At 72.6% G+C, this 23,577-nt stretch carries 20 protein-coding genes; 6 read left to right on the top strand and 14 right to left on the bottom strand.

From position 1 onward, the window contains the following. Positions 1–22 precede the first annotated feature (22 nt). The 8 genes from BXA11_RS15110 to BXA11_RS15075 form a co-directional block, all read right to left on the bottom strand. Positions 23–985: a quinone oxidoreductase family protein gene (locus BXA11_RS15110; protein WP_076435036.1), complete on the bottom strand. Its 963-nt coding sequence runs from the start codon at positions 983–985 to the stop codon at positions 23–25. 83 nt (positions 986–1,068) lie between these two features. Then, complete coding sequence (locus BXA11_RS15105) at positions 1,069–2,103, bottom strand: zinc-binding alcohol dehydrogenase family protein (protein WP_030509660.1); 1,035 nt, start codon at positions 2,101–2,103, stop codon at positions 1,069–1,071. A 133-nt stretch (positions 2,104–2,236) separates the two neighbouring features. Then, the gene (locus BXA11_RS15100; protein WP_030509659.1) at positions 2,237–2,608 is read right to left on the bottom strand and encodes a winged helix-turn-helix transcriptional regulator; all 372 of its coding nucleotides are present in this window, start codon (positions 2,606–2,608) and stop codon (positions 2,237–2,239) included. Positions 2,609–2,660: 52 nt separating this feature from the next. Continuing rightward, complete coding sequence (locus BXA11_RS15095; RefSeq protein WP_076435035.1) at positions 2,661–3,338, bottom strand: HAD family hydrolase; 678 nt, start codon at positions 3,336–3,338, stop codon at positions 2,661–2,663. After that, entirely contained in the window at positions 3,328–4,422 is a 1,095-nt protein-coding gene (locus BXA11_RS15090; protein WP_076435034.1) for an ABC transporter ATP-binding protein, read from the bottom strand. Before BXA11_RS15090 ends, BXA11_RS15095 begins: the two co-directional genes overlap by 11 nt. Then, positions 4,419–5,294, bottom strand: coding sequence for an ABC transporter permease (locus BXA11_RS15085; protein ID WP_083744248.1), 876 nt, complete (start codon positions 5,292–5,294; stop codon positions 4,419–4,421). The genes BXA11_RS15090 and BXA11_RS15085 overlap by 4 nt, the downstream gene beginning before the upstream one ends. Next, positions 5,282–6,118, bottom strand: coding sequence for an ABC transporter permease (locus BXA11_RS15080; RefSeq protein WP_231513999.1), 837 nt, complete (start codon positions 6,116–6,118; stop codon positions 5,282–5,284). The genes BXA11_RS15085 and BXA11_RS15080 overlap by 13 nt, the downstream gene beginning before the upstream one ends. Positions 6,119–6,122: 4 nt before the next feature. Continuing rightward, entirely contained in the window at positions 6,123–7,274 is a 1,152-nt protein-coding gene (locus BXA11_RS15075) for an ABC transporter substrate-binding protein (protein WP_076435033.1), read from the bottom strand. A 112-nt stretch (positions 7,275–7,386) separates the two neighbouring features. Between BXA11_RS15075 and BXA11_RS15070 the strand changes: the two genes are divergently transcribed. Next, positions 7,387–8,124, top strand: a complete 738-nt coding sequence (locus tag BXA11_RS15070; protein ID WP_030509653.1) for a GntR family transcriptional regulator — start codon at positions 7,387–7,389, stop codon at positions 8,122–8,124. Between the two features lie 91 nt (positions 8,125–8,215). Here BXA11_RS15070 and BXA11_RS15065 read toward each other — a convergent pair whose 3' ends face one another. From BXA11_RS15065 to BXA11_RS15050, 4 genes are read right to left on the bottom strand one after another with little or no spacing between them, the layout of a single operon-like run. Next, positions 8,216–9,133 carry a 5-oxoprolinase subunit C family protein gene (locus BXA11_RS15065; protein ID WP_076435032.1) on the bottom strand — a complete coding sequence of 306 codons (918 nt, stop codon included), beginning with the start codon at positions 9,131–9,133 and terminating at the stop codon, positions 8,216–8,218. A gap of 10 nt (positions 9,134–9,143) precedes the next feature. Then, a complete protein-coding gene (locus BXA11_RS15060) occupies positions 9,144–9,761 on the bottom strand; it encodes a 5-oxoprolinase subunit B family protein (RefSeq protein WP_076435031.1) in 618 nt (205 codons plus the stop codon). Next, the gene (locus tag BXA11_RS15055) at positions 9,758–10,546 is read right to left on the bottom strand and encodes a LamB/YcsF family protein (protein WP_076435197.1); all 789 of its coding nucleotides are present in this window, start codon (positions 10,544–10,546) and stop codon (positions 9,758–9,760) included. Before BXA11_RS15055 ends, BXA11_RS15060 begins: the two co-directional genes overlap by 4 nt. Positions 10,547–10,562: 16 nt before the next feature. Next, positions 10,563–11,804, bottom strand: a complete 1,242-nt coding sequence (locus BXA11_RS15050) for an NRAMP family divalent metal transporter (protein WP_076435030.1) — start codon at positions 11,802–11,804, stop codon at positions 10,563–10,565. A gap of 188 nt (positions 11,805–11,992) precedes the next feature. On the opposite strand from BXA11_RS15050, the gene BXA11_RS15045 reads away from it, so the two are divergent. The 4 genes from BXA11_RS15045 (at position 11,993) to BXA11_RS15030 (ending at position 18,206) form a co-directional block, all read left to right on the top strand. Continuing rightward, complete coding sequence (locus BXA11_RS15045) at positions 11,993–12,691, top strand: GntR family transcriptional regulator (protein ID WP_030509648.1); 699 nt, start codon at positions 11,993–11,995, stop codon at positions 12,689–12,691. Between the two features lie 178 nt (positions 12,692–12,869). Next, positions 12,870–14,108: an NHL repeat-containing protein gene (locus BXA11_RS15040; protein WP_159454778.1), complete on the top strand. Its 1,239-nt coding sequence runs from the start codon at positions 12,870–12,872 to the stop codon at positions 14,106–14,108. 161 nt (positions 14,109–14,269) lie between these two features. Then, complete coding sequence (locus BXA11_RS15035; RefSeq protein ID WP_030509646.1) at positions 14,270–14,536, top strand: DUF6504 family protein; 267 nt, start codon at positions 14,270–14,272, stop codon at positions 14,534–14,536. A gap of 91 nt (positions 14,537–14,627) precedes the next feature. Further along, complete coding sequence (locus BXA11_RS15030; protein WP_076435028.1) at positions 14,628–18,206, top strand: DNA polymerase III subunit alpha; 3,579 nt, start codon at positions 14,628–14,630, stop codon at positions 18,204–18,206. A 904-nt stretch (positions 18,207–19,110) separates the two neighbouring features. Here the strand turns inward: BXA11_RS15030 and BXA11_RS15025 are convergent. After that, positions 19,111–21,969 (bottom strand): helix-turn-helix transcriptional regulator, encoded by a 2,859-nt coding sequence (locus tag BXA11_RS15025; protein WP_083744246.1) that lies wholly within the window; start codon positions 21,967–21,969, stop codon positions 19,111–19,113. A gap of 298 nt (positions 21,970–22,267) precedes the next feature. On the opposite strand from BXA11_RS15025, the gene BXA11_RS15020 reads away from it, so the two are divergent. After that, positions 22,268–22,744, top strand: a complete 477-nt coding sequence (locus BXA11_RS15020; RefSeq protein WP_076435026.1) for a DinB family protein — start codon at positions 22,268–22,270, stop codon at positions 22,742–22,744. On the opposite strand, the gene BXA11_RS15015 is transcribed toward BXA11_RS15020, so the two are convergent. Continuing rightward, entirely contained in the window at positions 22,734–23,576 is an 843-nt protein-coding gene (locus BXA11_RS15015) for a LysR family transcriptional regulator (protein WP_076435025.1), read from the bottom strand. The two genes, BXA11_RS15020 and BXA11_RS15015, sit on opposite strands and share 11 nt — an antisense overlap. Position 23,577: the final 1 nt, after the last annotated feature.

Below are 23,577 nucleotides of genomic sequence, written 5' to 3'. Positions count from 1 at the left end.
CGTGAGGGCGGCTGTCCGCAGGTCAGGGGACGAGCAGCAGCTTGCCGGTCGTCCGCCTGCCTTCCAGGTCGTCGTGGGCGCGCCGGGCCTCGGCGAGCGGGTAGCGCTGGGAGATGTGCACCTTCACGGCGCCGGAGGCGACCCAGCCGAGCAGGTCGTTCGCCCGTGACAGCAGTTCCTCGCGTGTCGCCGTGTAGTGCGCGAGCGTGGGCCGGGTGAGGAACAACGAGCCGCCCGCGTTGAGCCGCTGCGGGTCGAACGGCGGGACGGGACCGCTGGCCGCGCCGTACAGCGCCATCATGCCGCGCGGCCGCAGCGACGCGAGCGACCCGTCGAACGTGGCGGCGCCGACCCCGTCGTAGACGACGTGCACCCCGGCGCCGTCGGTGATCTCCTTGACGGCCTCGGTGAAGCCCTCGTAGCCGACGACCTCGTCGGCGCCGGCCTGCCGCGCGAGCTTCTCCTTCTCCGCGCTGGAGACCGTGCCGATCACGCGGGCGCCGCGCAGCTTGGCCATCTGGACGAGCAGCAGGCCCATGCCGCCCGCCGCCGCGTGCACGAGCACGTCGTCGCCCGACCGGATCGCGTACGTGGAGTGGGTCAGGTAGTGCGCGGTCAGCCCCTGGAGCAGCACCGCCGCGGCCAGATCCGGCGCCAGCCCGTCGGGCAGCCGGACCACCTTGTCCGCCGGGATCACGGCCTTGGCCGCGTACGCGCCGATCGCGCTCGCGGAGCCGACCCGGTCGCCGGGCACGACGTCGGTCACCCCGGGCCCGACGGCCGTGACGGTCCCGGCCGTCTCCGAGCCCGGGACCAGCGGGAGCGGCAGCGGATAGCGGCCCTCGCGGTGGTAGACGTCGATGAAGTTGACGCCCGTCGCGGCCACCTCGACCAGCACCTCACCCGGGCCGGGCTCGGGATCGGGCCGCTCCGCGTACTCCAGCACCGAAGAATCACCGTAAGCGGGGACGACGATGGCACGCATGCGCAACTCCTGTCTTCGGGCTCGGTTCCTGTGATCCCCAACCGGCCGCGCCTCGCCCGTTGTTCCCGGCGGAGAAGGGTTGGTCAGAAGCCCGTCAGGGTGAGCTTGCCGATGGCGGTGCCCGATTCGAGGATCCGGTGGGCCTCACGCAGGTTGGCGGCGTTGACCGGACCGAGGTCGCGGCCGGCGGTGGTGGTGAGGACCCCGGCGTCCACGAGCCGGGCGACCCGGTCGAGGATGCGGTGCTGGTCCACCTGACGCGGCGTCGGGAACAGCGAGTGGGTGAACATGAGCTCCCAATGGAACGAGATGCTCTTCGGCTTGAGCACGCCGATGTCGAGGGAGTCGTGATCGTCGATGGCGACGACCGCGCCGAAGGGGGTGAGCGCCTCGGCGTAGGCCGTGAGGTTGCGGTCGGTGCCGATCGTGCTGAAGACGTAGTCCACGCCGCCGGGCGCGACCTCGGCCAGTTGCTTCGCCAGCGGTCCCCGGTGGTCCACGATGTGGTGGGCGCCCATCCGGCGGGCGAACTCCACCGTCTCGGGCCGGGAGGCCGTGCCGATCACGGTGAGCCCGGTCAGGGCGCGGGCGAGCTGCACGGCGATGGAGCCGACGCCGCCCGCGGCCGCGGTCACCAGCAGCGTCCCGGTCTGGCCGAGCGCGTCGCCGCGCAGGCCCAGCCGCTCGAACAGGCCCTCCCAGGCCGTGAGCGAGGTCAGCGGCAGCGCGGCGGCCTCGGTGAAGGACAAGGTGGCGGGCTTGCGGCCGACGAGGCGCTCGTCCACCACGTGGAAGCGGGAGTTCGCACCGGGCCGGTTGAGCGCGCCGGCGTAGTAGACCTCGTCGCCGGCCTCGAACAGCTCCACCTCGTCGCCCACGGCGACCACGGTGCCCGCGGCGTCCCAGCCGAGCACCTTGGGCTCGCCGCCCGGGTCGCTGTTGCGCCGGACCTTGTAGTCCACCGGGTTCACGGCGACGGCCTCCACCCGGACCAGCAGGTCGCGCGGGCCGGGTTGCGGCACCGGCAGCTCCACGTCCAGCAGGCTTTCCGGGTCGTCGATGGGAAGGCTGCGCCGGAAGGCGACGGCGGGCATGGTCCCGTTCTGGGTTTCGGTCATGTCTGTCCCCCTGCGCTACATGAATGCCGTGCCGGTTCGTACGGCTCGGCGGTATCACCTGCACGCTATCCACCGACGGCTGGTTACCCGCAAGGGACATGAGTACCCATCGGGAACCATCGAGGTCAGGAGGCTAGTCCTGGCCGGGGAAGCGGTCGATGTTGCGCTCCACCCACGTCCGCAGGTGGGCGAGCGGGACGTTGGCGTCCCGGCCGAGCGGAGTGAGGCTGTATTCCACCCGCAGCGGCACCTCGGGATACACGTCGCGGTGGATCAGGCCGTGGTCCTCCAGACGGCGCAGGGTCTGGGTGAGCACCTTGGGGCTGACGCCCTGGAGCCGGGCGCGCAGCGCGCCGAAACGCTGCGGCCCGTCGTCCAGGGCGCCCAGGGCCAGCGCGCTCCACTTGTTGGCCAGCAGGTCGAGCATGTTGCGGCACGGGCAGGCGGCCGAGTAGACGTCCTTGGGGTCGTCGCAGCCGGCCTTCACGGTGTTCATGGCACGCATGCTGCGACGATACCCAAAGGGAACTGAGATTCGCGTAGTGACCGGAGTCGGCTCAAAGGGGGGCGCGGGAGACCAGCCGCCGCAGCAGCGGCAGATCGACGCTCTCCAGTGTCGGCACCGCCGTCACCGCGTTCGTCCCGCTCGTCGTGTTCGTTCCGCTCCCCGCGCCCGAGGGCCCGACCACGATGACGGCGCACCCGGCGGACCGGGCCGAGGCGACGCCGGTCGGGCTGTCCTCGATCGCCACGCACGCGGCCGGGTCGACGCCGAGCCGCGCGGCGGCGGCCAGGTACGGATCGGGTGCGGGCTTGTTCCTGGCGCTGTCCCCGGCGGCCACCGACAGGCGGAAGCGGTGCCCGCCGACGGTCTCGAGCACCAGGTCCACGACCGGCCGGGGGGACGCGCTGACCAGTCCCGCCGGGATCCCGGCCGCGTGCAGGGCCTCCAGCAGCGCGACCGCGCCGGGAAGCATGGTCACCCCGTTCTTCAGCCGGCGGGTGAACGCGTCCGTCAGCAGGGACTCCACGGCCCCCGCCCCCGGACCTCCGGAGATGTGCAGGGCGGCGTCCTCGACCGACAGGCCGAACAGCGCCTCCCGGTCGGCCTCCCCGAGAGGGGAGCCCAGGCCGTCCGCGACCTCCACGCAGGCGTCCCACCACAGGTCCTCGGTGTCCACCAGCGTGCCGTCCATGTCGAACAGGACCGCCGCCGGGCACGCCCTAGACGACATCGGGTTCGGGGACCGCCGTCGCGGCTCCGGTCTCCGAGCGGGCCGACACGAGCACGGGCCGCTCGACCAGCCCGACCCGTACGGCGGTTCCGGGCGCGAAGCGCGCCGAGTCGTGGCCGGGGACGTCGGCCAGCACCTCGGTGCCGTCGCCGAGATGGACCCGCAGGCGGGCGGTGGAGCCGCGGAACGACGACACCATGACGATCCCGTCGCCCTCGGCGCCGGACGCGTCGACCGGCGTGACCAGCACGGCCTCGGGCCGCACCAGCACGTCCACCTGCGCCGTGTCCGGCGCCCGGCCCTCCACGGGCAGCGTCTGCCCGAGGACGGTGACCCGGTCGCCCGACACCAGGCCGGTCAGGTGGTTCATCGCGCCGACGAACTCGGCGACGAACGGGGTCGCCGGCCGGTCGTACAGGGTGGCGGGGTCGGCGACCTGCTCCAGGCGGCCGTCGCGCAGCACGGCGACCCGGTCGGCCATCGACAGCGCCTCCTCCTGGTCGTGCGTCACGAAGATCGTCGTGATGCCGAGGGAGAGCTGCAGGCGGCGGATCTCCTCGCGCAGCGTGACCCGCACCTTGGCGTCCAGCGCCGACAACGGCTCGTCCAGCAGCAGCACCCTGGGCTCCAGGGCGAGCGCGCGGGCCAGCGCCACGCGCTGCTGCTGGCCGCCGGACAGCTGGTGGGGGTAGCGTTCGCCGACCGAGGGCAGGCCGACCAGTTCGAGCAGCTCCTGCGCGCGGGCGTGCCGCTTGGCGGTGGGCGCCTTGCGCACCCGCATGCCGAAGCTCACGTTGTCCCGGGCGTTGAGGTTGGGGAAGAGGCTGTAGGACTGGAAGACCATGCCCGCGTCGCGCCGGTTGGCCGGCACGCGCGTGATGTCGGCGCCGTCCACCAGCACCTCGCCCTCGTCGGGCTGCTCGAAGCCGGCCAGGCAGCGCAGCGCGGTGGTCTTGCCGCACCCCGACGGGCCGAGCAGTGCGATCAGCTCGCCGGGCTCCACCGTGAGGTCGAGCCCGTCCAGCGCGACCGTGCTGCCGAACCGCCGCCGCAGGCCGCGGAACTCGACCCGGGCGCCGTTCATGATCCACTCCTTTGCCTCGCGCCGGCGGAGGACAGGGCGAGCAACAGCAGCCAGGTGATCAGCAGGCTGAACACCGAGACGGCCACCGACACCTGCGCCTGAGAGCCGGAGATCCGGTAAATCCAGTTGGGGAAGGTCTCGAAGCTGAGTAGCCGGGCGATCGTGAACTCCCCGAGCACCAGCGCCAGCGTGAGGAACGACGCGCTCGCCATCGCCGACCGCATGTTGGGGATGATCACCCGCAGCAGCACGTGGGGCCACGACGCCCCGAGGTTCCTGGCCGCCTCCGACAGCGTGCGCACGTCGATGGCGCCCAGGCCCGCGTCGAGCGAGCGGTAGGCGAACGGCAGCGCGAGCACGACGTAGGCGAGCACGAGCACCACCGGGAAGTCCGGGTTCTGCACCGCGATCATCGTCTGGTACAGGGGCGTGGTCGCCAGGTAGTCGGGCCCCCACCGCAGCACGGTGCTGATCCCGGCCACGAACGTGATCGGGGGCACGACCAGCGGCAGCGTGCAGACCACCTCGAGCACCGGCCGCAGCCGCGGCGCGCCGAGCCGTACGGCCACCGCGGCGGGCAGCGTCAGCAGCAGCACGAGCACGATCGTGGCGACCCCGAGCCCGAGCGACAGCAGGAGGCTGCCGCCGAAGCCCTCGGCCGAGAAGATCTGGCCGTACGCGTCGAGCGAGAAGCCCTGGTTCGGCACCTCGACCGTGAAGACGAACGACGCGATCAGCGGGACGAGGAAGTAGACGGCGGCGAGCACGAGGACGACCCCGCGCCACACCCGGGGACGCCGCGGCCGGCCGCCGCGCGCGGGCGCCGTTCCGGTGGCGACCTGCGTGGTCACCTGAGGGGTCAGCGAAGCCATCGGGCGCTCCTTCGCTGCAGCGGGAGGTAGACGGCCATGACCAGGCCCGCGACCACGATCATGTCAAGGCTGAGGGCCAGCGCGACGTTCTCGTGGCCGATCAGGACGTTGCCGGTGAGCGCGTCGGCGATCTTCAGCGTGACCAGCGGGACGGTGGACCCGACCATGGCCTGCGCCGTGGCGTAGGCGGAGAACGCGCCGCCGAACAGCAGCACGACCCCGCCGAGCAGCGCCGGTGTCAGCACCGGAATCCCGACGTACCGCCAGAACTGCCAGGTGCTCGCGCCGTTGTTCTGCGCGGCCTCACGCCACTGCGGGCGCAGCCCGTCGAGCGCGGGCACGACCGTGAGGACCTGCAGGGGGATGGAGAAGTACAGGTAGACCAGGGTGAGACCCCAGAAGTTGTACAGGCTCCACCCGTGCTGGCCGAGGCCGAGTGTGGTGGTGACGACGCCCGAGTTGCCGAGCGTGGCGATCCAGGCGAAGGCCAGCGGCACGCCGCCGAAGTTGGCCAGCACGCCGGAGGCGGTCAGCACCGCCTCGCGCAGCGTACGGAACCTGGAGGTCACCACGGCCTGGGCGAGGAAGGTGCCGAGCACCCCGCCCAGCACCGCCACCAGCGCCGAGATCTTGACGCTCCCGAGCAGGGCGGTCAGGTACGCGCCCTGGAGCGACTCGGTGAGGTTGGCGGTGCTGAACGCGCCCTCCTTGGTGAACGTGCCACCGAGGAGGACCAGCATCGGCACGCCGAAGACGATGACGACGAAGACCAGCAGCGGCACGGCCGCCCACCGGCTCTTCGATCGCGTACGGCTGTCGCGCACGATCTCAGCCCGAGACCGCCGCGCCCCACCCGCTCGCCAGGACTTCCTTGGCCTTGTTGACCTGGTCCGGAGTCGGGAAGGAGGGGGTGCCCTCGACCTTGGGGAGCTGGGCGACCATGGCGGCGTCCGCGCTGCCGTCCTCCTGCATGGAGGGCAGCAGCACCGGGCGGGCGTAGCCCTTCAGCCACAGGTTCTGGCCCTCGGCGCTGTAGAGGAACTCCTGCCAGAGGCGGGCGGCGGCGGGGTGCGGCGCCCACTTGTTGATCGCCTGGGCGTAGAAGTTGGCGTACTGGCCGTCGGCGGGGATGGCGATCTTCCAGTCCACGCCCTTGGAGGAGAACTCCTTGGCGTAGCTGGCCTGCAGGTAGTCCCAGTCGAGGGTGATCGGGGTCTCGCCCTTCTCCACCGTGGCGGGGGTCGCCTCGACCGGGTTGAAGTTGCCGTTCTCCTTGAGCTTCTTGAAGAAGTCGATGCCGGGCTGGATGTCGTCGAACGAGCCCTGGTTGGCGAGCGAGGCGGCGTAGACGCCGGCGAAGGCGGCGCCGGCCTTGGTCGGGTCGCCGTTCAGCGCGACCATGCCCTTGTATTCGGGCTTGAGCAGGTCGGCGAACGTCTGGGGGCAGGTCTTGACCCGCTTGGCGTCGCAGCCGATGGAGATGTAGCCGCCGTAGTCGTAGTACCAGGCGCCGCCGGTCTCCTTCTGGCCGTCGGGGATCTTGTCCCAGCTCTGCACCTTGTAGGGCGCGAACAGGCCCTCCTGGGCGCCGCTGAGCGCGAAGGCGCTGCCGAGGTCGAGCACGTCGGGGGCGCGGTCCTGGCCCTTGAGGGTCTTGACCGCGTTGATCTCGTCCTGGCTGGAGCCGTCGGGGTTGTCGCTAGTGATCTTGATGCCGTACTTGGCCTCGAACGCCTTGATGACCTCGCCGTAGTTGGCCCAGTCCGGCGGCAGCGCGATGGTGTTGAGCTTCCCTTCCTTCTTGGCGGCCTCCACCAGCTTGTCCAGCCCGCCGAAGTCCTGGGCGGAGGTCGCGGAGGCGGCCTTGGAATCACCCGCCCCCGAGCCGCCGCCGGCGGTCGTGGGGGCGGCGCCGCATGCCGCGATCACTGAGGTGGTTATCGTGAGCGCGGCCACGAGGCCGGCGGTACGTGTGGACAACGGTCCCTCCCACTGTGGTGCGTGGATCGAACTTAGGCGAACTTGTACAAACAAGCCAGAGCTAGTAAGTCGCATATCGATGTCAGTCGCGTGAACGGAAGGGCTCAGCACGATGGCGCGCTACGAACAGATTGCGAGTGACCTGCGGGACGCCATCGTCAGGGGGGACTATCCGATAGGCGCTCAGCTCCCTTCCGAGGCTGAGCTGGCCTTACGGTATTCGGCGGCGCGCGGGACCGTTCGCCAGGCCGTCGCCCTGCTCGCCGCCGAGGGACTGGTGGGGTCCCGGCAGGGCGCGCGGCGCATCGTGCTCGGCAGCGAACGCAGCCAGAGCTTCGCCGAGCTGCACAGCTTCGCCCAGTGGGCCCGCTCGATGGGCTACCGCGCCAGCGGCACCGTGCTGTCCTCCCGGCGCCGCCCTTGCTCGCCCTCCGAGGCCGTACGGCTGTCGCTGGAGCCGGGGGAGGAGGTGCTCGACGTGCTGCGGCTGCGGCGGCTCGACGGCGAGCCGGTGCTGGTCGAGCGCACCGTCTACGCCGGCTGGATCGCCCCCGCCGTCGAGCGGCTCGACCCCGAGTGCGAGTCGGTGACCCAGGAGCTCTACGAGTCGGTCGGCCTCGTCTTCGCGTACGGCGAGCACCTGATCGACGCCGTGGCGGCCGGCAGCGAGGACGCCCGGCTGCTCGACGTGCGGCGGGGCAGCCCCCTGCTGCGCCAGCGCCGCGTCACCACCACCCAGGAGGGCAGGCCCGTCGAGTGCTCCGACGACCGCTACCGCGCCGGCAGCGTGACCTTCAGCATCCGCAACTCCACCGCCGCCAACCCCCTCGTCCGCCGCGCCGGCGACTGATTCGGCGGCCTCGGGGGCACACCGCGGCCTGCGGCGTCACCCTCGCGGGGGGTCAGGCCCGCGGGGTCGAGTTCCATCGGAGCCTCCTCGGTCAGTGGAACCGATGGCCGTCGGCCAGCCGGAAACGGACCTGCTGCCCGGGGCGGGCCTGCGCCGCCCGGTCGACGTGGTGGTCGCGCACCACCGCGATGACGGGATATCCGCCGGTCACGGGGTGATCCGCGAGGAAGAGCGTCGGCTGCCCCGACGGCGGCACCTGCAGCGCGCCGAGGACCATGCCCTCGCTCGGCAGCTCCCCGTCGCGCGCGCGCTCGAGGCGTGGCCCGCGCAGCCGCATGCCGACCCGGTCGCTGTGCGGGGTGACCTCGTACGGCTCGGCGCACAGGGCCGCCAGGGCGCCGGGGGTGAACCAGTCGTGGCGTGGTCCCGGTATCACGTCCAGCATGAGGAGGCCGGACTCCGGCTCGGGCACCGGGGCGAGATCGGCCGCGGGAAACGCCGCGGGCGCCGGCCCGACCGGGAGCACCGATCCGGCCGCCGGGCGTGCCGGGCCGAGGCCGGAGAGCAGGTCGGTGGCCCGTGACCCCAGCACCTCGGGGACGTCGATCCCGCCGCGGACGGCGAGGTAGGTGCGCAGCCCGCGGGGCGGCACACCGAGCCGCAGTGTGGCCCCGTCCGGGAGGTGCTCGACCGACGCGTGCCCGACGCCGCGCATGCGTCCGTCCGGGGAGGTGACGGTGGCGGGACACGGGGCGCCGGTGAGCGCCACGAGCAGGTCGCCGGCGGCGCGCACCTTCAGCCCGCCCAGGGTGACCTCCAGGCAGGCGGCGTCCTCGGGATTGGCCAGCAGGCGGTTGGCCAGCCGCAGCGCGCCCCGGTCGGCGGCGCCGGAACGCCCGACGCCGAGATGGCTGTGCCGGCGCCGCCCGAGGTCCTGCACCGTGGTGAGGGGACCTGGGGCGAGCACCACCAGCGCCCGCCGAGGCTCGCCCGCCGTCGCCCCGCTCACGTCGCCCCGCTCACGGCAGCGCCTCCGCGAACCGCACCCGGACCCCCGGGCGCAGCAGGGCGGGCGGGTCGGCCGCGATGTCCCACACCACGGTCTCGGTGCGGCCGATCAGCTGCCAGCCGCCTGGGGACTCGCGCGGGTAGACGCCGCTGAACTCTCCGGCGAGCGCCACGGCGCCGGTCGGCACGCGTACGCGCGACTCCGTCCGCCGGGGCACGGCCAGCCGGGGGTCGCCGCCGATCATGTAGCCGAAGCCGGGGGCGAACCCGCAGAAGGCGACCGTCCAGGGGGTCTGGGTGTGCGCGGCCGCCACCTCGCGTTCGGTGAGCCCGGTCAGCCGGGCCACGTCGGCGAGGTCGTCGCCGTCGTACAGGACGGGGATCACCACCTCCTCGGTCGTCACGCGGCGGCCTCCGGCCGGTCGTGCGGCCAGGACGGCGGACTCCACCTCGGCGTGGCGCGTCGGCGGCTCGAACCGGACGAGCAGCGTACGCGCCGCGGGGACGAGGTCGACGATTCCGGGCGGGGTGTCGGCCGCGAGGGCGTCGTAGAGGGCGACCACCTCCTCGAGACGGCCGAGCTCGACCAGGACGGCGTGCTCGCCGCAGCGGTGCAGCCGCGCGTTCACATCGCCCCCCTTGTGAACGGCGCCGGCTCCGCGGCGAACGGCGCCAGGCCGATGCCGTTCTCCTTGAGCGCGTCACGGACCTCGATCGCCATGGCGACGGCGCCGGGGCTGTCGCCGTGCACGCAGATCGAGTCCGCCGTGACGGTGAGCGGCGTCCCGTCGAGGGCCTCGACCGGTTCGCCCCTCGCCATGCGTACGCTGCGCTCGGCGACCAGGGCGGGGTCGTGCAGGACGGCGCCGGGCACGCCGCGCGGCACCAGCCTGCCCTCGCGGGTGTAGGCGCGGTCGGCGAAGCATTCCGCGACCGTGGTGAGGCCGGCCCCGGCGGCCTGGCGCAGCCACGCCGAGCCGGGGAGGCCGAGCACGGGCAGGCCGGGGTCGTAGGCCCGCACGGCCGCGACCACCGCGGCGGCCTGCGCCTCGTGGTGCACGATCGCGTTGTAGAGCGCGCCGTGCGGCTTGACGTACCTGACCCTGGTGCCCGCCACCCGCGCGAAGGCGTCCAGCGCCCCGATCTGGTAGATGACGTCGTCGGCGAGTTCGACGGGCGGCACGTCGACGAAGCGCCGCCCGAAGCCCGCCAGGTCGCGGTAGCCGACCTGGGCGCCGATCACCACACCGCGCGCGGCCGCGGTCTCGCAGGTGCGCCGCATGATCACCGGGTCTCCCGCGTGGAACCCGCAGGCGACGTTGGCGCTCGTGACGATCGACAGCAACGCGTCGTCGTCGCCGAGCGTCCACCGGCCGAAGCCCTCGCCCAGGTCGGAGTTGAGGTCGACGCTCATGGTCGGATAGGACACGTCAGCTCCAGAGCGCGCTGATCCCGCTGAGGGAGTTCCAGCCGAGGTAGATGGTCAGCGCCCAGGCGAGCACACCGATGCCGAGCAGCCAGACCGGGTAGCGGTACCCGCCCATGAGATCACGGCGGCGGGCGGCGACCCAGAGGATCACCGCCAGGCCGACGGGCAGGATGAGGCCGTTGAGCGCTCCGGCCAGGATCAGGAGGTTGGCCGGAGCCTTGCCGATGAGGAGGAAGACCGCGGTCGAGACCACGATGAAGGCCACCGTGATCCACGAGCGGTAGCGGTCCGTCCGGGGCGAGAAGCTGGCGAGGAAGGACACCGACGTGTACGAGGCGCCGATGACCGAGGTGATGGCGGCGGCCCACAGGACGACGCCGAACAGCCTCAGGCCCAGCTCGCCCGCCGCGCTCGCGAAGATGTCGGCGGCCGGGTTCGCGGAGTCCGCGGCGAGCCGGAACCCTCCGGCCACCACGCCGAGCGAGGCGAGGAAGAGGATCACCCGCATGACTCCGGTGACCAGGATGCCGGTGATCGAGCCGCGGGAGATCTGCCCGGCGTTCCGCGGTCCGGTCACGCCCGCGTCGATCAGCCGGTGCGCGCCCGCGTAGGTGATGTAGCCCCCGACCGTGCCGCCGATCAGCGTCGTGACGGCGAGGAAGTCGACCGTGTCCGGCAGGACCGTCTGCCGCAGGGCCTCGCCCACCGGCGGGTGGGAGACGATCGCCACGTACAGCGTCAGCGCCACCATCACGACGCCGAGGACGACGACGATCCGGTCGACGGCCACCCCGGCCCGCCTGCTGAGGAAGATGGCGACGGCGATCAGGGCGGACACCGTGCCGCCGATCTTGACGTCGATCCCCGCGAGGGCGTTCAGGCCGAGTGCCGCGCCGCCGACGTTGCCGACGTTGAACACCAGGCCGCCGAAGGCCACGAGGACGGCCAGGACATATCCCGAGCCGGGCAGCACCCGGTTGCCCAGCGTCTGGGCGCGCATCCCGGAGACGCCGATCACCCGCCAGACGTTCAGCTGGACGGCGATGTCGACGAGGATCGAAGCGACGATCACGAACGCGAACGCCGCCCCGAGCCGCGCCGTGAACGTCGTCGTCTGGGTGATGAAGCCGGGGCCGATGGCGCTCGTGGCCATGAGGAACATCGCGCCGAGCAGCGCCGAGCGCCGCCCTCCGCTCGTGATGCCCGGGGACGAGGCCGTCTGGGTGCCGGGGGGTGGGTTCATGCGGGACTCCTTTGCTCACCTTCCCTGGAAATTAGAGGATTGTTCAACGATTCATCAAGCCTCTTGTGGGTTACTTCTGAGCTACAACTCCCTGTGATCATGTGAAATCCAATCGTGATCACGGGATCCTGCCGGCGTGCCACGACCTAAGCTGGGAGTGATCCGGCGGTCGAGAAGGGGTTGCGGCGATGACGGCTATGGCGGACTGGGCGGCACGGTTGAGCGCGGCTCGGCCGGTGCTCGATCGGGCCAGCGCCGCGGAGCTGGTCGCCGACGTCCTGCGGGAGAACGTCATCGACGGCTCCCTGCCGCCGGGCACCCGCCTGTCGGAGGAGACGATCGGCAACCTGCTCGGCGTCTCCCGCAACACGCTCAGAGAGGCGTTCAGGCTGCTGTCGCACGAGAACCTGCTGGTGCACGAGCTGCACCGCGGAGTCTTCGTCCGCAAGCTCGCCGCGGCCGACGTGGCGGACATCTACGCGATGCGCCGCATCCTGGAGACGGCGGGCGTACGGGCGGTCGTCACGGCCCCGCGGGAGGCCGTGGAGGAGGTGGGGCGCCACGTCGAGGAGGGGCGGGCGGCCGCGGAGAACGGCGACTGGGCGGCCGTCGGCACCGCCAACATGCGGTTCCACCGCGCGATCACCGCGCTGCTCGCCAGTCCCCGGGTGGACGAGACCATGGCGCGCCTGCTCGCCGAGCTGCGGCTGGCCTTCCATGTGATGGGCGAGCTCAGGACCTTCCACGAGCCCTATCTGGGGGACAACGCGCGCATCGCCACGCTGCTGAGCGACGGCGACCACGAGCGGGCCGAGCGGGAGCTGCTCGCGTACTTCGACATCGCGGAGGCCCAGCTCCTGGCGGCCTACGCGGAACACGCGGGCTGAGTCACGGAGCCGGTCCCGGCCCGCCCGCCGCACCCGCGGCACGGCGCGGGCGGGCCGTGCTCGGTCCCGGCGCCCGCGCCGGGCACGCCGATACCGTCGGCACTCTGCTGTCCCGCGCGCCGGACAGGTGCCTCCTGTTCCGGCAGAACCGGACGCGGAGCCGCCGCGTCCTATGCATATGCGGACGCGGATTCTGGGTGTGACGGCGGCGCTGGCCGCGATGGCTCTGCCGGCGGCGTGCGCGTCGACCACCCCCCGCGATCTCGAGACCTGGAACGAGACCGACACCGCGAACGCCACGGCCGCCGCGCGGGAGCGGCCGTCGCCCTCCTGCCTGACCGGCTCGCCCACGCCGGAGCCGGACGAGGAGGGCGGGCGGGCGGGCGCATGGCGCGTCGCCTACTACGACTACCGTGACCGCGTCCGGGGCCTGGCCGTGACCCGCGAGGGGACCGTGTGGGCGGCCGGCGCGCGCGTGCCGGAGCCGTGCGGGCCCGAGACGAAGGCGCCGCTGGTGCTGCGCGGGGACGGCGGGCGGTGGCGCGAGGTTCCGGCCCCGCCGCTGACCGAGCCGCGCGCCGTGGCCGCCTCCTCCGACCGCGACGTGTGGCTGTTCGGCGAGAACGCCGCCGCGCGCTGGAACGGTCGGAGGTGGACCGCGGCGCCCGGTCCGGGTGCGGAGCCGCAGCGGGTGCACGCGGCGGCCTCCGGCGACGTCTGGGCGATCCTGAACGCGAACTTCCTGGACGGGGCAGGGGGAGCCGAGGGTGCCTGGGCGTCCCGGGCGGAGCTGCGGCACTGGGACGGCGCGGCCTGGCGAACGGCCCGGCCGCCGCTGGTGGCCAAGGGTCTGGACGGCCTCCCCGGCGGCGAGGTCTGGGTTGCCGGTTCCAGCCGCGGCCGGGCCGCCGTCGCCCGCTGGAACGGCTGGTCCTGGAGCACGGTCCCGCTCCCCGCGGTCCCCGCGCTGCACCGCGGCCAGCTCTCCGAGCTCGTGGACGTCGCGGTGGACGGGTCGGGCAGGGTGGCGGCCGTCGGCTGGGTCGCGTGGGTCTGCGGCACCGAGGAGGAGGACGTGACCTACTGCGGCAGCACGCTGTTTCTGCGGCGGGAGAACGGACGGTGGAGCTACAGCCTGCCGTCCGAACCCGAGCTCGATCCTCAGCTGCGGCTGGAGGCGGACGGCAAGGGCGGCTTCTGGCTGTTCTACGCGAAGAACGAGTGGAACACGTCGATTGGCCACCTGTCTGGCGGAAAGTGGACGTACGGGACGTTTCCGGCGGGTCCGCTCGGGCACACCCGGGTGGCGGCCGTCGCCGGCGAGCCGGGGACGGCGCGCGTCTGGGCGGCGGTGGTGGACGACACCGAACGAGAGGAGCCGCCCTATCGGGGCGGCGGGATCTGGCTCGGCGAGTGATCCGCGGGCGGGCGCGCTTCCTGGGATTTCGCACCCGGGAACGGACCGCGCCGACTTGCGTTCACCGTCCTGGGAACGTATGTTCGAAGTAGCGGCGATTCTGCCCGAATCATCCGCCCGTCTTCCCCCGGGTGGCCACGAAGCCACAGGGAGAAGGAGTCTTGAGCAGACTTTACGGCGATCCGATCGAGGTGTGGGTCCGGGACGGACACCCTGCTCAGTTCGTCTGGCGTGACCGGCTCTACACCGTCCGCGAGATCCAGGACCACTGGGTGGTCGCCAGGGAATGGTGGAAGACCTCGGACGCCGATCCCGGCGAGCGGCGCTTCTGGCGAGTGGGGGCCGCGGCCGGCAAGGAGGTCGGGACCTATGAACTGCGCTTCGACACCGCCAGTGGCGGCTGGCTCCTGCTGAGGGCCTGGGACTGATGGGAACGCTCCAGCCACCCACGACGACCGGGGGACGGGCCGCTGGAGGACGGAACGCCGGACGGGCCGGGGGACGGACGGGGGTGCGCCTATGACGCACGCCTTCGCCCACCTGCACGTGGCGTCCGCCTTCTCGCTGCGGTACGGCACCGCGTTCCCGGCCGCCCTCGTCCGGCGGGCCGCCGAGCACGGCATGGACACGCTGGCGCTGACCGACCGCGACGGCCTCTACGGCGCGGTCAAGCACGTCATCGCCTGCCACGAGCAGGGCGTCCGCCCGGTCGTCGGGGTCGATCTCGCCCTCGACGGCGCCTCTGCCACGCCGGGTTCTTCCGGGCCGGGTTCTTCCACACCGGACGACCTGTTCGGCGGCGGCCTGCCGTCCGGCCGCACGCCGCGGGGCCGCCACAGCGGACACGGGCACGGCCGGGGGACGGCGGCCGATCCGGCGCGGGTCGTCGTGCTCGCGCACTCGGACGGCTGGGCCTCGCTGTGCCGCCTGGTCACGGCCGCCCACCAGGCGGGGGAGCGCGGCGCGCCGTACGTCACGCCGGGGATGGTGGCCGAGCACGCGACCGGCCCGGACGGCGGGCCGCGGCTGACCGTGCTGCTCGGGCCCCGCTCCGGCGTCGGCCGCGCGGTGGCCGAGCGGCGCGACGACCAGGCCAGGGCCCTGCTGGCCGCCTGGCGCGCGGTGGTCCCCGACCTGGTCGTGGAGGTGTCCGACCTGTACGGCTATCGCGACGCGAACACCGCCGCCCGCATGATCGGGCTGGCCGACTCGATGGGCGTGCCGGTCGTGCTGACCAACGCGGTCCGCTACCTGGACGCCGCCGACCACCAGGTGGGCAACGTGCTCGACGCGGCGCGCAAGCTGGTGCCCCTCGACGGGCGGCACCTCGACGACCCCACGGCCCACGCGTATCTGAAGGACGGCGCCGAGATGGCGCGGGTGGCCGCGCGGATCTGCGGCGGCGACACCGGCCGGGCCGAGCGGCTGCTGGCCGAGACGCGCCGTGTGGCCGGCCGGTGCGTGCTCGACCCCGTCGAGATCGCACCCCTGCTCGACCCCGAACGGCCCCGGCTCCACCTGCCGGAGGTCGGCGAGGATCCGGTGCCCCTGCTGCGGCGCCGCTGCGAGGAGGGGCTGGCCCGGCGGGGCCTGGAGCGCTCGGCCGAGGCCCGCGACCGGCTCGCCGCCGAGCTCCACGTCATCGAGAAGAAGCGGCTGTCGGGCTACTTCACGTCCGTCGCCGGCATCACGGACATGATCCGGGCGATGGGCGTGCGGTGCGCGATCCGCGGTTCGGGGGCGGGCAGCCTGGTCAACTACCTGATCGGCATCGGCGAGGTGAACCCGATCGAACACGGCCTGCTGATGGAGCGCTTCCTGTCGGAGGGCCGCAAGGGCCTGCCCGACATCGACATCGACGTGGAGTCGGCCCGCCGCCTCGACTGCTACCGCGCGATCCTCGACCGGTACGGCGAGGACCGGGTGGCCTGCGTGTCGATGATGGAGACCTACCGCGCCCGCAGCGCGATCAGGGACGTCGGCGCCGCGATGGGCCTGCCGCCGCACGAGATCGACGTCATCGCCAAGGCGTTCCCGCAGGTGCGGGCCAGGCAGATCAGGGCCGCGCTGTCCGACCTGCCGGAGCTGCGCGACAGCGGGCTGAACGACCGGTCGCTGGAGACCGTGTTCCGCCTGGCCGAGCGGCTCGACGGGCTGCCCCGGCACATCGCGCTGCATCCCTGCGGCGTGCTGATCGGCAACTCCACGCTGCGCGACCGCACGCCGGTCGAGCGCAGCCTGCTGGAGTTCCCGATGTCGCAGTTCGACAAGGACGACGTCGAGGAGGCGGGCCTGCTCAAGCTCGACGTGCTCGGCGTGCGCATGCAGTCGGCGCTCGCCTACGCCCTCCAGGAGGTCGAACGGGTCGAGAACCGGAAGATCGACCTGGACGCCGTCCCGCGCGACGACCGGGAGACCTACGACATGATCCGCCGCAGCCGCACGATCGGCTGCTTCCAGATCGAGTCGCCGGGGCAGCGCGAACTGGTCGCGAAGCTGGAGCCGCGCACGATGCACGACCTGATCGTGGACATCTCGCTGTTCCGCCCGGGACCGGTCAACTCCGACATGGTCACCCCCTACCTGGAGACCCGGCACGGCTTCCGCGAGGCGCGCTACCCGCACGAGTCGCTGCGCGACGCGCTCAGGGAGACCAACGGGGTGGTCGTCTTCCACGAGCAGGTCATGAAGGTCATCGACGTCATGACCGGGTCGGGGCTGTCGGAGGCCGACCGGGCCCGCCGCGCGCTCGGGACGCCGGAGGGCCGCGAGGCCGTACGCGCCTGGTTCGTGCCGCTCGCGAGGGAGAACGGCTACGCCCACGACGTCGTCGAGCGGGCGTGGAAGGTGCTCGACGCGTTCGGCGGGTTCGGGTTCTGCAAGGCGCACGCGGCGGCCTTCGCGCTGCCCACCTACCAGTCGGCCTGGCTGAAACGGCACCACACGGCCGCGTTCCTCGCGGGCGTGCTCACTCACGACCCCGGCATGTACCCGAGCCGGGTCATCCTCGACGAGGCCCGCCAGTGCGGGGTGGACGTCCTGCCTCTCGACGTCAACCGGTCGGGGAAGACCTGGCTGGTCGAGCGTACGGGCCCGGCGGAGGGCGGTCCCGGGGAGTTCGGCCGCGGATACGGCCTGCGGGTGCCGTTCTCGGCCGTCCGGGGGGTGAGCGGGGCCGAGGTGGACCGCATGGTCGCGGGCCGTCCCTACACCTCGCTGGCCGACTTCTGGGAGCGGGCCCGGCCCTCACGGCCGGTCGCCGAGCGGATCGTGGAGGTCGGCGGGTTCGACGCGCTGCACGGCCTGCGGCCGGGGGAGCCGCGCTGGCGGCCGGGACGGCTGACCAGGCGCGACCTGATCGCCCAGGTCGGCGCGCTCGACCGCGGCTCTCCCGCGGGCGCGGAGGGGCAGCTCCCGATGGGATTCACCGAACACGTCATGCCCGGAGAACTGCCGGAGATGACCGAGGCCGAGGCCGTCGAGGCCGAGCTGGAGATCCTCGGCATGGACGTGAGCCACCACGTCATGGACTTCTACCGCGACCTGCTCGACGCGATCGGCGTGACGCGGGCCAGGGATCTGCTCCGGCAGCGCAACGGCGCGGAGATCCTGGTCGCGGGGGTGAAGGTCGCCACTCAGACGCCCGCCGTGCGGTCGGGGCAGCGGGTCATCTTCACCACTCTGGACGACTCCACCGGCCCGATCGACCTGACGTTCTTCGAGTCGGTGCAGGCGCACACGGCCGCGACCGTGTTCGGGTCGTGGCTGCTCATGGCCAGGGGGGTGGTGCGCCGCACCGGGGGCCGGGCGGTCTCGCTGCGCGCCGTCCACTGCTGGAACCTCGCCGACCTCGACCGGGTGTGGCGCACCCAGGGGCTCGACGCCGTACGCGCCCTGATCAGCGAGGTGCCCGTGCCCGGCGCAGGGGTGGGCGGACGGCCCATCGAGTACGGCAACGGCTTCCGGGTGTCGCCCTACTCCGACAACGGAGCCCCGCCGGCCGTACGCGAGGGGCGGTTCCTCGGCCAGCCGTCCGCGCCCCAGCGGCGGCTCTGGCACGCCAGCTCCGGCAGCTCGGGCCCGCCGCCCGGCCGGTGATCCTCCTCGCCGCCGTCCGTGGGCACGGCGCCCGCCCGGCCTCCCGCGGGTGCCGCCGGCATGCCGGACGGCCGTTCTCCGTGGCCGAGGCGGACCTGCGGCCGCACGGCGGGCCGTGCCGCCCGGTTCCCGCCCGTGCCCGTGTGCCGGGCGGTGATCTCGTGGACGGCCGACGCGCACAGGAGCGCCGCGACGGCGACCGCGGCGGCCTGGGGTGTGCCAAGGCCGGTCAGCCCGTCCCGTGCCGGGCCGGCGAACACGAGCCCGAGCGCGGCCAGCCAGCTCACCCACCAGCAGGAGAGGACGACCAGCCACCGCGTCCGGTCCCTGCCGTCGTACGGCTCGCCCCGCGCGGGACCGCTCCGGCGGGGGCGCCCCGCCGGGCCCTCGCGCCAGGCCAGGTCGGCGAGGAACGGCGGGACCACGAGGTTGACTCCGGGCACGAGGCACGCCGCCGCGAGCACGACGGGCGGCGTGGCCGGGCGCACCGCCCGCAGCCACGACAGGTAGGCGGCGGCGCACGCCACGGTGGCGCCGATCATCAGCAGAACCAGCACGGCGAACGCCGTGGCCGCGCCGCTGACGGTCCGGGCGGCGGGAGAGGCGGGATCGCCTCCGAAGGCCGCGATCTGCGCGGCCAGCCGCCTGCCCCGGCTCTCCTCGAACACGGCGAGAGCGGCCACAGACACGACCTGAGCGGCGAGGGCCGCGTACACGCCGGCGGCCGCCCGGCTCAGCGCTGACGATGTGGACCGCATCTGTTCTCCCCCCGCGCCGGGTGTGTGACCTGCCTCACTCTTATCCCGTCCGCGATCGCGCTAATCCGGTCCGGGACCACCTCGCGAGGAAGGGCGGTCCACGCGATCAAGCGAGAACAGAACCCCGCTCCGACCGGAAGACCCGCTCAATCACCCTTGATGAGCTCGGGGCACATTTCGGCGACGATGCGGGCCAGCTCGGTACGGGATGCGATGTTGAGTTTGCTGAACATCCGGCGTAGGTGGGTGGACACCGTGTGCGGCGACAGGAACATCCGCTGGGCGATCTGGCGGTTGGTCATCCCCCTGATGATCAGGCTGGCGACGGCGCGTTCCGTGTCGGTGAGGCTGTCCCAGCCGAAGGCCGGCCGCTCGACCTGACTCCAGTGGCGACGGCGCACACCAAGCGCCCGCAGCCGGGCTCGCACCCGCGCCACGTCCCAGAGCGCACCGATACGCCCGTAGCCGTCGAGCGCCTCATCCAGGCTGTCGACGGCCTTCGCGATGGAGTCGGGGTCGGACGCGGTGGCCAGCAGGACACCGAGGTCTTCGGCGACCAAGGCGCGTGCCCACGGTTCGGGTTGATCGGCGGCGGCGGCCAACGCACCGGCGTCCTGGTAGAAGAGGCCGCGGGCGTGGGCGAACGTGACGGCGAAGACGGGAAAGTCCGGGTTGTTCCGGGCCAGATACTCGGCCGTGTCAAGGATGGCCCGCGCATACGGACGGTTCGCCGCGGCCAGGGCCAGCCGGGTCATCCAGGCGGCCGTGAGAGGCGTCGTGAGGAGTGCCCAGCGCCGTTTCTCCTCGTCGGTGTAGATGGCGTCGAGTATGTCGACCGCGCGCCCGGGATCTCCCTGGGCTTCGGCCACCGCCGCCATCACCCACTTCTCCCACACGGATCCGTACAACATCTCGGGCGCGGCCTGGATGGACTGGAAGCGTTCGATGTGCCGGACCGCGGCGTCGATGTCGCCCTGCCGCAGGGCGATGACAGCGAGGATGGACAGCCCGACGCGGATGAACCCGTGGGTGCCGAGTTCTTCGGCGGTCATGCTCCCGGCCTGGGCCTCGGCGGCCGCGTCGTCAAGTCGGCCGGTGCCCAGATGCAGAACGGAGCGGAACAGCGCGGGTTGTGCGGCGAGCACGGTCAGCCCGAGGTCGTTGATCTCCTCCTCGGCGGCCTGGATGGCGACGTCGGCCGCGTCGAACTCACGCATGGCCCTGTAGTAGAGGCTCAGTATCAGGCGCGTGTACGGGCGCTGGATGGCTTCGGCGGTGCCGCGGTCGGTGATGCGCAGGGCTTCGCAAAGGTGCGTGAACGAGTCGGCGATCCGCCCGTCGACCATGGCGAACTGCGCGAGCAGCAGGAGTGCTCCGACGACCGCCGCATCGGCGTGCTGCTCGCGGTCGGCCAGAACGGCTTCCGCCTGCCGCCGTCCTTTCCGGAAGTCGTTCAGACAGGTAAGCCCCCAGAACATCGTCCATTCGGCGATGCCGCGAAGGTCCTCGGGCAGGTCTTCGCGGGCGAGCAGGTTTTCGGTCTCGGATATCGCGTCCGCCGGCCGGCCGTTCAAAAGCAGGATGTGCGCCAGCGCGCATCGCAGGCGAGCAGCGGGGCGGGGTGGGGCCCTGCCGAGTGCGGAACGGGCGAGATCGGCCGCCTCGGCCAGCCGTCCGATGACCGTCAGGGCGTCGACGGCTGTGGCGGCGCGACCGAACCAGTCGGGGTCGGCGGAGTCGCTGAGTTCGAGCGCCCGCAGGGCGAGGTCGGCGGCGGTCTGCGGTGAGGACCGCAGCACCTCGCGCGCCGCCCGGTCGAGCCCGAGCAGCGCGGAGGTATCGCCGCGACCGGCACTGTGGATGAGGTGCGCGGCGGCGGGAACCGCCGACCCGCCACGTTTGAGCAGCATCGTTCCCGCATCGTGGTGCATGGCCCGGCGTACGGAGTCGGGGATGGTCCCGATCACCGCCTGCCACAGCAGGTCGTGCCGGAAGGACAGTTCGCCGCCGGCGGGTTCGACGATGCCCGCCGACATCGCCTCCTCCAGCATCGGCAGCAGAGCGCTGGTCGATTCGCCGAGCATTTCGGCCAGATCCTTCACCGAGAACGACCGGCCGAGGATCGCGGCGCATTGAAGCAGGTACCTGGTCCGTGCCGACAGTCCTTCCAGGCGTTCCTGCATGATCGCCTGAGTGCGTGGCGGGGACGCCGCCATCCGCGCGCGGCCGTCGGCGATCTGGAAGACGCCCTCCCTTGTGAACTTCTCCAGGAGATCGACGAGCAGGAAGGCATTGCCGTCGACGATGCCGGCCAGGGCCAGCACGTCCGGCTCGGGTGTGGCCCCGAGGACGTCGGTGACGACGTCGGCCACCGCTGCCTCGTCCAGCGGCCCCAGCGTGATCCGGGTCGCGCCGTCACGTTCCAGCAGGTCGAACAGACAGTTGAGGCGGGGGCAGTCGCCGCTGCCGGTCGTACGGGCCAGCATCCACACGAGCGGATAGGAGGCGAGGTCTCTGGTCATCGACCGCAGCGCCAGCAGGGTGATCGGATCAGCCCAGTGCAGGTCGTCCAACGCCAGGAGCATCGGTTCCCGGGCCACCCGCTGCTCCAGCTGTCCCTGCAGGTGTTCCACCAGCAGCAGCCGCTGATCGGCGTGACTGTAGACGCTCATCTGAGCGGCCACGGGAAGCGCATAGCTCGATTCCCCGAGCGCCGAGGTGAGCGGGGCGAGGGGGATCAGCTGGGTCAGTTCGTCCGCCGCGCCCTGCGCGACTCCCAGCTCCGCCCTTGCCGCGGCGGTGGTGGTGATGCCGAGCATGCGGCTCTTGCCGACGCCCGACCGGCCTTCGACCAGGAGGACCGCACCCCGGCCTACCCTGGCTTCCTGCAGCACTCCGGCGACAATGGTCCACTCGCGGGCGCGACCGCGCCAACCGGGCCACGATGATCGGCAGAAATCGGACCAATCATCAGTTCCGCGATCGGCATCGGTCAAATGCCCCATAAATCCATAAATCACCCATATGTCGGTCGTGTCAAGCGCGAGGCCGGAGGGGCCTGCGACGCCTCCGTCTTCGTGACATCCCCTTTGCCGGCACGCCGTCACCCACTCGCGAATGTAATGCCTCTACCTGGATTTATCCTCTTTGGTTCCGGACCAGCCGGGCCGGAAGCTGGGCGATCGCCTCGGATGGCTCGGTCGTCTATTTCCGGAAAACGGTCGGCAGGACCTTTCGGCGGGCGTCGAAACGACGCGGCCCTAGCCTGCACGGGCACATGCCCTCGCACCCTGGAGGCCGTTCATGACCGACGCCCCGCCGACCGACGACCGCGAGCCCGCGCGGGTCGTGGCCGAGATGATCGACCACGTGCTCCGCCTGGCGGCGACCTGGACCGCCTGGGACGGCCTGCCGGTGCCCTCGGAAGATCGGATCTACACCCCGCACAAGGCGATCCGCCGGGTGGCCGACCATCTCGTGGACCATCTGGCGGAGATCGAGGACCGGCTGGCCGGCCGCGTGCCCCTGCCCGACCACTGGCATGCGTCGATGATCACTACTGCGGCCGACCTCGCTCCGTTCACCGAGCAGGATCTCGACGAGGCCCGCAGCAGGCTCACCCGGCTCGCCCGGATCTGGACGGCCCGTCTGGAGGTGCTGAGCCCGGAGCAGCTCGACCACTCGCCCGGGGCGGGCTGGACACTCCGCCAGGTCGCCTTCCACCTCGGCGGGTCGGTCTACTACGCCGACGCGGTGGGCGACCTGTCGCTCAGGAGGTGAGCGCGCGGACGACCTCGGCGGCGGGACCCGGCGGAAGGGCCGCGTGCACCAGTTCCACCCGGTGGACGATCCTCGGCGCGACCAGCGGCACCCGGACCCCGCACGGCGCGGCGGACGCGGGCAGCAGGGTCAGGCCGTGCCCGGCCGCGGCCAGGCGCGCCGCGACGGCCGGGTCGTGGCCCTCGTAACGGATGCCGGGCCGCAGCCCGTCGAGCCGTGCCACCGCGCGCAGGCGGTCGAGCGGCATCACCTCGGGGGCGTCCACCCACAGGGCGTCGGCCAGGTCGTCCAGCCGCAGGCCGGGCCGGCCCGCCAGCGGATGTCCTTCGGGCAGCACGACCACCAGCTCCTCCTCCCGTACGCCCACGGTGGTGAGCGGCCCCGTGTCGGGGAGGTTCAGCGGGTCGGAGGGCGCGGCCGGGCCGTCGGCCAGCGCGAGGTCGGCCTCGCCCGAGGCCACCAGCGCCACGGCCGTCGCCGCGCCCGCGATGCGCAGCGTCGTCACCCCGGCCAGCGCCGCCGCCGTGTCCGCGGTGAGGGCGAGCGGGCCTGCGGCGACGGTGAGGGCCCGCGGCTGCGCGGACAGCCGCGCCACGTCCGCCCGCGCGGCCCGCAGCCGCAGCAGCAGCGGACCCGCGTGCTCCAGCAGGCGCTCGCCCGCCCGGGTCGGCCGTACGGGACGGCGGGTCAGCAGCGGCACCCCGAGGTCGGCCTCCAGCGCGGCGATCTGCTGGGACACCGCGGGCTGGGTGTAGCCGAGCCGGTCGGCCGCGGCCGAGAACGACCCCTCGGCGACCACGGTCACGAACGTGCTCAGCAGATGAGGGTCCACG

Origin of the sequence: Microbispora rosea (genome assembly GCF_900156315.1) — a bacterium.
Taxonomy (GTDB): Bacteria; Actinomycetota; Actinomycetes; order Streptosporangiales; family Streptosporangiaceae; genus Microbispora; species Microbispora rosea.
Note: the sequence above shows the minus strand (reverse complement) of the source record. Positions and strands in the feature narration are given on the sequence as shown.